We start from the raw sequence: 12,297 nt of genomic DNA on the forward strand, positions 1-12,297 counted from the left end.
GATTCAGCCGTTTATCCCGGCCAAGACAGCACGCGCGGCACGTAGCCCCGGCGCGTCGCCGCCCTTGCCCAGACGCTGCATCGTCACCTGCATTGCCTCCAACTGCGCCTCTGGCGCCGCCAGCATCTTCAAAAGCGCCGCGCTGATTTCGGGCGGATTGCAATGCTTGCCGTTGCACTCGGGGATGGCGCGGGTTTCGCTGACGAGGTTAACCAACGTCAGAGTGTCGATCTTCAGCAAGGCCGCGATAATCTGGCGGCTGATCCAACTGACATCATAGGCGATGACCATGGGTGTTTCGCTGGCCGCCAACTCCAACGAGACCGTGCCCGAGGCCGCCAGCGCGCTGGACGCCGCGCCAAAAGAACACATTTTTTCATGCTTATATGCGCCGCTCTTCATGTTCTTTGGGTCAATGATGATCGGCGGCGCGGGCCAGTCCGCCACGACGCCGCGCAGCACCGGTGCGACATGGGCGGTCGTCGGCACGACCAGCCTCAAATCCGGGTGCCGCACCAGCACAGGCGTCAGCGCCTTGCCAAAGATCGGGCCAAGCCTCGCGACCTCGCCCTTGCGCGATCCGGGCAGAACCATGAGGATCGGCGCATCGCCCAGATCATGGCGGGCCCGGAAATCGGCGATCTCGGCAGCGCTCGCCTGCGGCTCGGCCACCACGGGGTGACCGACAAAATCACACTCCATCCCGGTGGCCCGCATATAGGGTGGCTCGAATGGCAGGAGGGCCAGAACGTGATTGATCACCTTGGCCATTTTCGCCGCGCGCCCCGCGCGCCACGCCCAGACCGACGGCGCGACGTAATGCACCGTCCGGATATCGCTGCGCGCCTTGACCAATCCCGCCACGCGTAGCGAAAAATCAGGGCTGTCGATGGTAATCAGAACATCCGCGCCACTGACCAGAACCGCCTCGGCGGTCTGGCGAATGCGGCGTTTCAGATGACGGTATTTCGGCAGCACTTCGGTGATGCCCATGACGCTGAGTTCGTCCATCGGGAACAGGCTGTCCAGCCCCTCGGCCTGCATCAAGGGACCACCGATGCCTTCGAACTGTACATCAGTCAACTGCGTGAGACCCGCCATCAGCGCCGCGCCGAGCCGGTCGCCAGATGCCTCACCTGCGAGGATGAAGACCTTCATTCAAATGCCTGAGATATCAGAAATACCCCGCGCTTCCGGGCCAAGGAAATCGTCTCGTCACGCTGCATCAATACCACCTTGCCTGCAGCGATCATCAGTCCCGCCAGCCCCGCGTCGGCCACTGCCGTGACGGTGTTCGGCCCGACAGTCGGCATGTCGATGCGCAGATCCTGCCCCACCTTCGGCGTCTTGACATAAACGCCGCGCTGGCCCCGCCGCAACGCGCCGGGCGCCTGCGCCACATAGGCCAGCAGCGCATCGGTGCCCTGCACCGTCTCAATCCCCAGACATTGTCCGCCCGCCACGACGCAGCCCTGCCCGATATCGAGCAGCGATATTTCAGTCAGTATATGTGCGGCGCGTGCGGCATCAGCCAGATCGGCCTCGGACGGTGGCGGTCCGGCAGCCAGCCCCGCCTCGGCGGTCAGGCCCGGCAACAGGTCATGCGCGCCCAGCACAGCGAATCCCTGCTCTTCGAACATGGTAATCACGAAGCGTAGCAGTGCATCGTCGCCTTGCGGGATCGAGGCCATCAGGCCGGGCGCAAGGCGCATCATCTCGGTATCAAAATCGGCCGGGTTCAACGCCGGTCGCGTCAATGTCCCCGCGAATACCATGCGGGTGACACCAGCGTCCTTCATCGCTGCGAACAGCGCACCGATCCGCTCCAGCGGGTATTCCTGGGCCGTTGCTGACAGTTCACTTGGCACGCCGCGCAACGTAAAGTGCAACGCATCCGGGTGCGCGCGCGCCAGCATGACGGGCAAGGCGCCGCCGCAGGCGAGGATGGCCAGACGCCCCGCCACGGCCTATCCCTGCCCCGGTGTCAGGAAGGACCGGTCGCTGGCGCCGGTGACAAACTCCACGATTTGCGCGACATAGACGCTGTCGGTTTCGCCGCCCATGCGCCGGGCGCGCTCCTGAAAGGTGCCCTCACCCTGCGCCAGCATCTGGAACGCCGCTCGCAGAGCGGTAATATCCGCCCGGCCCACGCCGCGGCGTTTCAGCCCAACCAGGTTCAGCCCATCCAGCACCCCGCGCGGCGCCTGTACCAGACCGTAGGGAATGACGTCGTTCGTGACCATCGTCACAGCGCCGATGATGGCACCCTGACCGATTCGCACAAATTGATGAACGCCCGACAATCCGCCGATGATCACGTCATCCTCGACAACGCAATGCCCGGCCAATGCTGCGTTGTTAACCACGATCACACGGTTGCCCACATGCACGTCATGCGCGATATGGCAGCCCGCCATCAGCAGGCAATCATCGCCCACCTGCGTCAGGCCACCACCGCCCGCCGTGCCGGTATTGATCGTCACATGTTCGCGGATCCGTGCGCGTGCGCCAATCTCGAGTCGGGTCTTTTCGCCTTGAAATTTCAGATCCTGCGGAATTTCCCCAATGCAGGCAAAGGAATAGATCGTGCTGTCCGCCCCTATGGTCGTATCGCCAGTAACAACAACATGGCTTTTCAGTGTCACGCCGTCGCCCAGCCGCACGTCGGGACCGACATGACAGAACGGACCGATCACGCAGTCCGCACCGATCTGCGCGCCCTCCTCGATGACGGCGCCGGGATGGATGCCGCTGCTGCTCATCCCGCCGTGGCTCCGCCCAGATCCATCATCGCGGTAAACGCGGCCTCGCAGGCCATCTCGCCATCCACCGTGGCCACCCCCGAAAATTTCCAGACCTTGCCGCCCGGCTTGCCGCGCTGGGTCGTCAGCCGCATTTCCAGCACATCGCCGGGTACGACCATGCGGCGAAACTTGCAGATCTCAATGGCCATGAAATAGACCAGCATGTTTTTGTCCTGCATCTCCAGCGCCGTGCCGACCATGACGGCAGCGGTCTGGGCCATCGCCTCGATGATGGTGACGCCGGGCATTATCGGCTTGCCCGGAAAATGGCCCTGAAAATGCGGCTCGTTCATGGTCACGTTCTTGATGCCCGTGGCGGTGTGATAGCTGTCGATATCACGCACCTTGTCGATCAGCAAAAAGGGGTAGCGATGCGGGATCAACCGCTGGATCATATGAATGTCGGCGGTTTGCAGCGGCTGAGTCATCTTTATCCTTTCAGGCGCCGCAGGGGCGCTGTTCGTTCCGGGCACCGCGCTGGAAACATGCAGGCAGCCACGGCCGAGGCCAAGTCGTGCAAATCTGTAGCAATTCAGCCCGCGCGGAGCAAGGCGGCGCCGCTATTCTGCCGTCTGCGTATCGCCAGAGGGCACTGGCGCGTTATCTGCGGGGCTTTCCTCATCGCTGCCCGGCACGGCGGCCTCGGGCAGCGCGGCGGCGCCATCTTCGACAGTCAGGCCCGATCCGTCGCCAATGGTTGCATCGACACGCGCGACGGCCAAATCGGTAATGTCTATCGTATCTGCGCGCAGCAGCACCTGCCGGTTGTCCAGAATGATCTTGCCCCCGGTCTCGCGCATCAGCTGCACCAGAATCGGCTCGGCCATGCGCATCAGCGACAGCGGCGCGATCTCGCGGCCCCGTTCCAGGTCGCGGGCCTTGCTATCATTCTCCTGCCGGATCGAGCGGACCTTGGCGTCAAACGCATCCGCCTTGGTGCGAAACTGTTTCGGCGTCATATCCTCGCGCGCGTCGGTCAGGGCCTGTTCTTCTGCGCGCAGCTCTGCTTCCAGTTCGCGGTTGCTGGCAATCAGGCGGTCACGCTCGGCCTCGTATTGCGTGGTCAGGCGCTGGCCAACCATAGTGTTGGCAAACAGGCGGTCGGGATCCAGCGTCAGAATCTCGCTCTGGACAGTGCCGACATCCTGCACCTGCGCCTCTGCGGCACCGCCGGACGCGATAACGCCGGGGCCAGCAAAAAGAGCCAGCGCACCCATCAGTACGCTGGCCCATGAATTTCCTGCCGTAGCGTCCCGCATCAGAAGGTCGAGGCGATGGACAGGTCGAAGGATTGGGTCTTGTCGCCCGGCTCTTTCATGAGGGCGTGCGAAAAGTTGAAGCGCAGCGGGCCAAAAGGCGATGTCCAGATAACTGACACACCGACCGCCGAGCGCGGCTCAAACCCGATGGACGATACTGGCTGGGTCGCGGCAGAAGTATCCACATTCCAGATGCTGCCGAAGTCCAGAAAAGCGCCGCCGGTGATACCGTATTCCTCGGGCAGGCCCAGCGGAAACTCCGCGTCCAGCTTGAGCGCGGCAAAATAGTTACCGCCCAGCTGCTCGGTTCCCTCCAAGGGGCCCATGCCGTTCGGCTCGAAGCCACGGATGATCTGGCCGGAGTACCGATCAACCGCGCGGCTGTCCTGGCTGCCTGTGAAGTTTACCGCGCCACCCTCTAACGTGGCGCGCAGCGTCACTTCCTCATTCAGGATTCTGGTCTGTGCAATAGCGCGTGCCGTGGTCTGAATGTATTCCTGATCGCCGCCAAGACCGTAAAAATCCTGCCCAAATGACAGAAGAACGCCGGCATTGGGATTCAGGCCGGTACGGCGCGTATCATAGGTATAGTTGTACCCTACTCCGCTTTCGTATTCGCCACCACGAGCCGTTTCGCTCGCCAATATGCCGCTGGTGCCCGTATAGTTTCTCATATCCTTGTAGCCAGCGCTGTAGAGCACCGCCAGACGGCCATTCTCGCTGATCGGGAAGGTCAGGCTGGGCCGGAACTTGCCAATCGTGGTGTCGTAGAGCGAGAAATCATCGGTCGTCTCGATCAGAGCGAAGTCCAGCCCGAAGGCCACATCGCGACTGAGAAAGGCAGGTTCGACAAAGCTGATGTTGTAGTTGGCGCGATCGGCGCTGGCCGCGATTTGTGCGGACAGCCTTTGCCCCCGGCCCAAGAAGTTACGCTCGGAAAAACCGATGGCGAATCCGATGCCGGCGCTGGTCGAGTAGGACGCCCCGAAGGAAAGCGAGCCGGTGCTTTTCTCTACGACATCCACGTCGACGACCACCTGATCGGGGCGTGATCCTTCACGCGCTTCAACCTCGGCGGTTTCAAAGAAATCCAGCGCGCGGATACGCTCGGCCGACTCGCGGATCTCGCGCGGGTTGAACGGATCACCCTCGACCGTGTCGAACTGGCGGCGAATAACCCGATCCAGCGTTGTGGTGTTGCCCTCGATGTCGATCCGCTCGACGAAAATCCGCGGCCCGCGCACCAACGCGAATTCCACATCCAGCGACAGATTGCGGTCGTTGCGGGTGATACGCGGCTCTACCCGCAGGAAATCGACGCCGTTGCGCACGCCCAGCCGCTCCATCCGGGCAATCGAATTCTCGATCTTCATCGGCGAATAAATCTCGCCCGGCTTGATTTTGAGCGCGGCCTGATATTCGGCCGCATTCACGCCCGTCAATTCGCTGACCGTGGTGACGCGGCCAACTCGGAATTGCTGACCTTCCTGTACATTGAAGGTGATGAAATAGGTGTCCCGCTCTCGCGCCAATTCGGCGTTGACGCCGGTCACGCGGAAATCGACATAGCCGCGCGCTGAATAGAAATCGGCCAGCACCTGCTTGTCAAACTCGATACGGTCCTCGACAAACGTGTCGCGGTTGACCAGTGCCCGGAAAAGACCGGCCTGTTTGGAGCCGACGACGCGGCGCAGGCGACTGTCTGAATAGGCACGGTTGCCAACAAAGCTGACGCGCTGCACCTCGATCTTCTTGCCTTCGAAAATTTCGAACACCAGATCCACGCGATTGTCGCTGCGGCGGATGACCTTGGCGCTGACGCGCGCGGCGCTGCGGCCGGTTTCGGCGTAGGCGGCGACGATGTTGGCCGCGTCACGCTCGGCCGTGGCAGGGTTGAACACCTTGCGCGAAGCGCTCTCGACGATGCCGAACAGAGCCTCGTCCTTGATTTTGGAATTGCCCTCGAAGGAAATCTTGGAAATGGTCGGGTATTCCGTGACCTTGATTTCCAGCGTGTTACCGCGCGGATTGATCGAAACTTCCTCGAACAGGCCGCTGGCGAGGATTCGCTGATAGGCATCGTTCAATTCGGCTGCCGATACGGTCTGCCCGCGCCCGATGCCCGCGTATGTCAGGATCGTGCCCGCCTCAATCCGCTGGTTGCCCGCAATGGCCACATCGGTAAAGCGATAGGACTGGGCCTGCGCAGGCAGCGGTGCCATGGAAAACGCGAGGGAAACCAGACAGGCAGTGCCAAAACTGGCCTTGGCCCGCTGGTATGCCGAAGTGCGAATGCGCGGAGCGCGCAGGAATTTCGGATGATTCATAAATCCAACCCAGTCTGACAAGCCAATATGCATGTTCAGTAACGGGTCGAGGGGGCCTTGTCAAAACGCCTGTTTCGCCAAATCGAGACGCATCGTGCCTGTGTTAAAGGGCGCACACTTACCGACCCGCCCGCCCTGAAACGATGCGGTGAAAGCTGCCCCTAAAAAGCGCCGGAACGATTGCACCTGAAAACAACACGCTCTCCAGATGGACGTCGATCAGCGCGCTATTGCGGCAGGATCAGTGCAGCCCCCATCCCTGCCCTCATTTTTGGACGATGGGCACCTCCCCTATATCTGGGGGCCAGTGGCCGCCACGCGAATCACGGGCACCAGATATCGTTGAACAGTGCGAACAGCATCAGACCCAGTATCAGCGTCAGGCCGATGGTCATCATCACCCGCAACGCGCCGTCGCTGGGCGGTTTGCGGAACACCGCCTCGTAGGCGTAGAACACCAGATGCCCGCCATCCAGAACAGGGATCGGGAACAGATTCAGCAGGCCGACCGCCGTCGATAGCACCGCGATGAACCAGATGAAATTTTCCGCCCCTTGGCTGGCCATCGCACCCGATGTCTGCGCTATGCCCAAAGGCCCTGACATGTTGCAGCTGCTGATTGCACCCGTGATCATGTAATACAGCCCCGAGACCGAGCTGGCCGCGACCGCATAGGTCTGCCGCACGCCATCGCCGAGCGCGCTCAGCGGACCGACGCGCTCTGTGCCCGGCTCAAAAGCCCAGCCGCCGGCGATTCCGATCCGCCACTGGGTGGCAAAGCCGCCATCCGCCTGCGGCTCGTCCATGCGGCGCGGTGTCAGGCTCAGTTGTTCTTGGGCGCCGCCGCGCCAGACATCCAGTTGCAGCGTGGCCCCGTCCGAGGCCTCGACGAAATTCTTGAGCTGGGTAAAGGACGAGATAGGTGTGCCATTCACCGCAGAAATGACATCCCCCGCCTTCATTCCGGCGCGGTATGCTGCCGATTGCGGCGCCAGCGCCGTCACGATCGGCGGCAAGGGATGCGGGCCGGGCACGGTCATCTGCTGGCCATCGCGCAGCACGCGGTAGTCCATGACCTGCTGGTCCGGCAGCGCAGAGGTGAACGCATCGAACGCGCCGCGATCCTCATAGCCCGGCATATCGGTGCCTGCGATATCCAGCACGGTATCGCCGGGTTGCAACGCAATCCCTTGCGCTGGCAGGGGTTTAAGCGACCCCACCTGAAGCGGCTCGGCCATCTTGCCCTGCGCCAGGATCACGCCGGCAAAAATCGCGATCGACAGGATGAAATTGAACACCGGTCCCGCCGCCACCGTCGCCGTGCGCGCCCAGAGCGGTGCGCCATGCATTGTCTGGCGCAGCCGTTCGGGCGGGGTAGCGGCCATGGCCGCGCTATCCTTGCCACTGGCGGGGTCCGCGTCGCCCAGAAACTTGACATACCCACCAAACGGCAGCGCCGCGACCTGCCAGCGCGTGCCATGCCGGTCGACGCGCGAATACAGCACCGGGCCGAACCCGAGCGAGAAGACCTCGGCCTTGATGCCGGACCAGCGCCCGACGATGTAATGCCCGTATTCATGGATTGCGACGATGACCGACAAGGCAACGACAAAGGCGGCAATCGTGCCCAAGGCACTGCCGAATTGCGGGAGGAGCGCTGAAATATCCAAAAACCGTCCTATTCTGTCGAATATGGCACCGCTGAACCGCCTCAGGCGGCGATCAGGCGATCCATCTGTTGCCGTGTAAGGTGGTCGCAGCGGCGCACGCTTTCAAGCGTGATCTCACCTGTCTGCGCATCGCGCAGGCCGTTATCCAGAGTGCGGGCGACCAGCGCGCTCATCTCAAGGAATCCGATGTGCCCGGCGATGAAATGGTCCAGCGCGCGCTCCTTGGCCGCGTTGAAGATGGCACCGGCATGTCCACCGACATGCATCACCTGCCACGCCAGCGCCAGCGCGGGATAGCGCGCCGGGTCCGGCAACGCGAAATCCAGCCGACCGATGGCGGCAAGGTCCAGCCGCGCTACCGGCAGATCTCGGCGATCCGGCCAATTCAGCGCATACCCGATGGCGTGGCGCATATCTGGTGGGCCGACATGCGCCATCAGCGCGCCGTCACGAAACCCTACCAGCGCATGCACAGTACTTTGCGGATGCACCAACACCTCGATTTGGTCAGGATCAAGAGCGAAGAATTCCTTGGCCTCAATGACTTCCAGCGCCTTGTTAAACATAGAGGCGCTGTCGATGGTGATACGCTGGCCCATGTCCCAGTTGGGGTGGGTCGACGCCTCGGCGACGCCGGCATGCGCCAGATCACCTAAGGGCCGGTCGCGGAAGGCACCGCCCGAGGCAGTGATGATCACCCGCTCGACCGCCGCGCGATCCTCACCGATCAGCGCTTGAAAGATGGCTGAATGTTCGCTGTCTACCGGCAGGATGCGCGCGCCATGGCGCGCTGCCGTGGCTAGCAGCAAGGGGCCGGCCGTGACCAGCGATTCCTTGTTGGCCAATGCCAGCGTACCACCCTGCTCGAGCGCCGCCAGCCCGGGGGCAAGGCCCGCCACCCCGACGATGGCCGACATGATCCAATCCGCCGGGCGCTGCGCTGCCTCGATCAGCGCGGCTTTGCCCGCCGCCACTTGGATACCGCTACCGGCAAGCGCCGCTTGCAAATCTTCCAGCAGTTCAGGATAGGCCGTCGCGGCGAATTCTGCGCGAGATTGCCGTGCATCCTCGGCCAGCTGCGCGATATTGTGGCCCCCGGTCAGCGCCACCACCTGAAATTCGCCCGGCGCCCGTCGGATCAGATCCAGCGTATTCTGCCCGATAGAACCTGTCGCGCCCAGAATACTGACACGCCTCATAGGATCCCCGGCAGCATCCTGAAGAGCCACAGCGCCCCGACCAGCAGCATCGCGCCCAGCATCGCATCGAACCGGTCCATCACGCCCCCATGGCCCGGGATCAGATTCGAGCTGTCCTTGACCCCGACGCTCCGCTTGATCCAGCTTTCCCAGATGTCGCCGGCTTGCCCGGTGATCGCGATCAGTACGGACAGAACCATCAGCTGCGCGCCGACATTCAGGTATAGACCAAAGGCAAGCCCCATGACAGCGCCGGCCAGCCAGCCTGCAAGGGTACCCGACCATGTCTTCTTGGGGCTGATCGCAGGCCATAATTTCGGCCCGCCCATGGCGCGGCCCGCAAAATATCCCGCAGCATCAACCGATACGACGACACAGATCACCCAAAGAATCCACGTCAGACCAGCATCGACGCGCAGCAATGTCGCCGTGTAGCAAGCCAACAGAATGCCTGCTGCGTAGATGCCAAACAGAACCCGTCGCTCCGGCAATTGCCACGCACCAAAGCCCGCGACGAACACCAGCCCCGGCAGCGCCAGCCACACCGGCAACGCCCACGCCGCGGCCAGCGCAAGCCCCGCAATCACACCCATGCCCGGCGCCCATGCGCGCCCGCCCAGCATGCGCGAAAGCTCCCATACCAACGCGCCGCCAATCACCCACAGCGTGGCGGCAAAGATCACCCCCCCCGCCCAAAGCAGCAAGGCCCCGGCAACGACCATCACCACGGCCGAGATCATCCGAGCATTCAGATCGCTCCAGCGTGCAGGCAGGCTCATGGCTTGGCTCCTCCATATCGGCGGTCGCGTCCGCCATATCCCGATACGATACCGGCAAAGATCTGCTTGGTGAAATCGGGCCAGAGCGTTTCGACAAACTCGTATTCCGCATAGGCCGACTGCCACAGCAAAAAGTTGGAAATCCGCGCCTCGCCCGAGGTGCGGATGACCAGATCAGGATCTGGCAAAACCCTTGTATCCAAGTACCTTGTCAGCGTTTCCTCATCCACATCTGTCGGGCTAAGCTCGCCCGAAGCGACATCCTCGGCCAGATGTTTGATCGCGCGGCTCACCTCGTCGCGGCTGCCATAGTTCAACGCGATGGTCAGATGGATGCGGTCATTGCCTTCGGTAATGCTCTCCAGCTCGTCCATCAGGCCGATCAACTTGGCATCCAGACGCACGCGGTCCCCGATGAAACGCACGCGCACGCCCTCATCCCGTAGCGCGCGTGCCTCTTTCGAAATGTAGCGGCGAAACAGGCTCATCAGGCCGGCCACTTCGGACTGGGTGCGCTTCCAGTTCTCGGTAGAAAAGGCAAACACCGTCAGATACTTGACCCCCAGATCAGGGCAGGCATTGACGATCTCGCGCACCCGTTTGGCACCTGCGTGATGGCCAAAAAGGCGCGGGCGACCACGCGCCTGTGCCCAACGGCCATTGCCGTCCATGATCACGGCCACATGGCGCGGACCCTGATGCGCCTCGGGGGCCGGCGTGGCCGCCCCCGCGCTGTCTTTGCCCTTGCGCCGAAACATATCAGACCTGCATGATTTCTGCCTGCTTGGTCTCAAGCGACTCGTCGACGCGTGTGATGAAGCGGTCGGTCAGATCCTGAACTTCAGTTTCCCAGAACTTCTGATCATCCTCGGACATACCGTCATTCTTGGCCTTCTTGATCTGGTCCATGCCGTCGCGGCGCACGTTGCGCACTGCGACGCGCGCATGTTCGGCGTATTGCGAGGCGACCTTGGTCAGATCGCGGCGGCGCTCTTCGTTCAATTCGGGGATGGGCAGCATGATGATGGTGCCGTTCATCTGCGGATTGATGCCCAGACCGCTATTGCGGATGGCCTTTTCAACCTTGTTCACAAGGCCCTTATCCCAGACGTTGATCGTGACCATCCGCGGCTCGGGCACGTTGACGGTGCCGACCTGATTGATCGGGGTCATCTGGCCATAGGCGTCGACCATCACCGGCTCGAGGATCGACGCGCTGGCGCGGCCCGTGCGCAAAGACGCGAATTCGGTCCTGAGCGAGGCAATCGCCCCTTCCATCCGCCGTTCCAGATCGGCGGTGTCGATTTCGATATCGTCGGCCATAGTCATACTTCCTCTGCGGTCTGTCGCCCGGCGCTGCGCATTCTATTAGCGTCAGGCGTGCACGATTGTATAGGTGCCTTCCCCGGCCAGGATACCGCGAAAGCCTCCCGGCTCGTCCAGACTAAAGACGATGATCGGCAGGCTGTTGTCGCGCGCCAGTGCAATGGCGCTGGCATCCATCACCTTCAGGTGCTTGGCCAGCACATCGTCATAGCTGATGCGATCATAGCGCACGGCGTCGGTATTCGTCATCGGGTCTTTGTCGTAGACGCCGTCGACCTTGGTGCCTTTCAGGATCGCCTCGCAGGCCATTTCATTGGCGCGCAGCGTCGCGGCGGTATCGGTGGTGAAATAGGGGTTGCCCGTGCCGGCGGCAAAGATGCAGACGCGTTTTTTCTCCAAATGACGCACGGCGCGGCGGCGAATGTAGGGCTCGGCCACCTCGTCCATGCGGATGGCGGAAATCACCCGGCAGAACACGCCCAGCTTTTCCAGTGCGCTCTGCATTGCCAGCGCGTTCATCACGGTGGCCAGCATGCCCATGTAATCCGCTGTCGTGCGCTCCATCCCCTGCGCGCTGCCCTGAAGCCCGCGGAAAATGTTGCCGCCGCCGATCACCATGCAGATCTCGACGCCCAGATCGTGAACGACCTTCACTTCACGGGCGATCCGTTCAACTGTCGGGGGGTGCAGGCCGTAGGCGGTGTCGCCCATCAGCGCCTCCCCCGAGATTTTCAGCATCACGCGCTGAAAGGTCGTCTTGGGGGTGTCGCTGTCCGTCATGGCTGGCTCCGTCCTGGCGCTGGGGCTGTCTGGCGCGCAAAATGTCGCAAACGGCGGCAAAGTTCAATCGCTTAAACCGCGCCCACGCTGCCAAGACGGCACGAAAGCGCCGCGCGAGGCCTCGCGCCTGCCGCCGCACCGCGTTAGAACGCC

The 12,297-nt window shown here is 62.4% G+C and carries 12 protein-coding genes; all 12 read right to left on the minus strand.

Going from position 1 to position 12,297, the window contains the following annotated elements; all coding sequences use genetic code 11:
- Nucleotides 1-3: 3 nt before the first annotated feature.
- The gene (gene lpxB / locus FGD77_RS15605; protein WP_255011073.1) at nucleotides 4-1,158 is read right to left on the minus strand and encodes a lipid-A-disaccharide synthase; all 1,155 of its coding nucleotides are present in this window, start codon (nucleotides 1,156-1,158) and stop codon (nucleotides 4-6) included.
- Nucleotides 1,155-1,964 carry a UDP-2,3-diacylglucosamine diphosphatase LpxI gene (locus tag FGD77_RS15610; RefSeq protein ID WP_255011074.1) on the minus strand — a complete coding sequence of 270 codons (810 nt, stop codon included), beginning with the start codon at nucleotides 1,962-1,964 and terminating at the stop codon, nucleotides 1,155-1,157. Before FGD77_RS15610 ends, lpxB begins: the two co-directional genes overlap by 4 nt.
- A gap of 3 nt (nucleotides 1,965-1,967) precedes the next feature.
- The gene (gene lpxA / locus FGD77_RS15615; RefSeq protein ID WP_255011075.1) at nucleotides 1,968-2,762 is read right to left on the minus strand and encodes an acyl-ACP--UDP-N-acetylglucosamine O-acyltransferase; all 795 of its coding nucleotides are present in this window, start codon (nucleotides 2,760-2,762) and stop codon (nucleotides 1,968-1,970) included.
- Nucleotides 2,759-3,232 carry a 3-hydroxyacyl-ACP dehydratase FabZ gene (gene fabZ, locus FGD77_RS15620; RefSeq protein WP_255011076.1) on the minus strand — a complete coding sequence of 158 codons (474 nt, stop codon included), beginning with the start codon at nucleotides 3,230-3,232 and terminating at the stop codon, nucleotides 2,759-2,761. The genes lpxA and fabZ overlap by 4 nt, the downstream gene beginning before the upstream one ends.
- Before the next feature lie 132 nt (nucleotides 3,233-3,364).
- Nucleotides 3,365-4,063: an OmpH family outer membrane protein gene (locus FGD77_RS15625; RefSeq protein WP_255011077.1), complete on the minus strand. Its 699-nt coding sequence runs from the start codon at nucleotides 4,061-4,063 to the stop codon at nucleotides 3,365-3,367.
- Nucleotides 4,063-6,285: an outer membrane protein assembly factor BamA gene (gene bamA, locus FGD77_RS15630; protein ID WP_255014261.1), complete on the minus strand. Its 2,223-nt coding sequence runs from the start codon at nucleotides 6,283-6,285 to the stop codon at nucleotides 4,063-4,065. The genes FGD77_RS15625 and bamA overlap by 1 nt, the downstream gene beginning before the upstream one ends.
- A 428-nt stretch (nucleotides 6,286-6,713) precedes the next feature.
- A complete protein-coding gene (gene rseP / locus FGD77_RS15635; protein ID WP_255011078.1) occupies nucleotides 6,714-8,060 on the minus strand; it encodes an RIP metalloprotease RseP in 1,347 nt (448 codons plus the stop codon).
- 41 nt (nucleotides 8,061-8,101) lie between these two features.
- Nucleotides 8,102-9,259 (minus strand): 1-deoxy-D-xylulose-5-phosphate reductoisomerase, encoded by a 1,158-nt coding sequence (dxr, locus tag FGD77_RS15640; RefSeq protein WP_255011079.1) that lies wholly within the window; start codon nucleotides 9,257-9,259, stop codon nucleotides 8,102-8,104.
- Complete coding sequence (locus tag FGD77_RS15645) at nucleotides 9,256-10,038, minus strand: phosphatidate cytidylyltransferase (protein ID WP_255011080.1); 783 nt, start codon at nucleotides 10,036-10,038, stop codon at nucleotides 9,256-9,258. Before FGD77_RS15645 ends, dxr begins: the two co-directional genes overlap by 4 nt.
- A complete protein-coding gene (gene uppS, locus FGD77_RS15650; RefSeq protein WP_255011081.1) occupies nucleotides 10,035-10,796 on the minus strand; it encodes a polyprenyl diphosphate synthase in 762 nt (253 codons plus the stop codon). The genes FGD77_RS15645 and uppS overlap by 4 nt, the downstream gene beginning before the upstream one ends.
- Before the next feature lies 1 nt (nucleotide 10,797).
- Complete coding sequence (gene frr, locus FGD77_RS15655; protein WP_255011082.1) at nucleotides 10,798-11,361, minus strand: ribosome recycling factor; 564 nt, start codon at nucleotides 11,359-11,361, stop codon at nucleotides 10,798-10,800.
- A gap of 51 nt (nucleotides 11,362-11,412) precedes the next feature.
- Complete coding sequence (gene pyrH, locus FGD77_RS15660; RefSeq protein ID WP_255011083.1) at nucleotides 11,413-12,144, minus strand: UMP kinase; 732 nt, start codon at nucleotides 12,142-12,144, stop codon at nucleotides 11,413-11,415.
- Between the last annotated feature and the right edge of the window lie 153 nt (nucleotides 12,145-12,297).

This window comes from Roseovarius sp. M141, from assembly GCF_024355225.1.
Classification (GTDB): Bacteria; Pseudomonadota; Alphaproteobacteria; order Rhodobacterales; family Rhodobacteraceae; genus Roseovarius.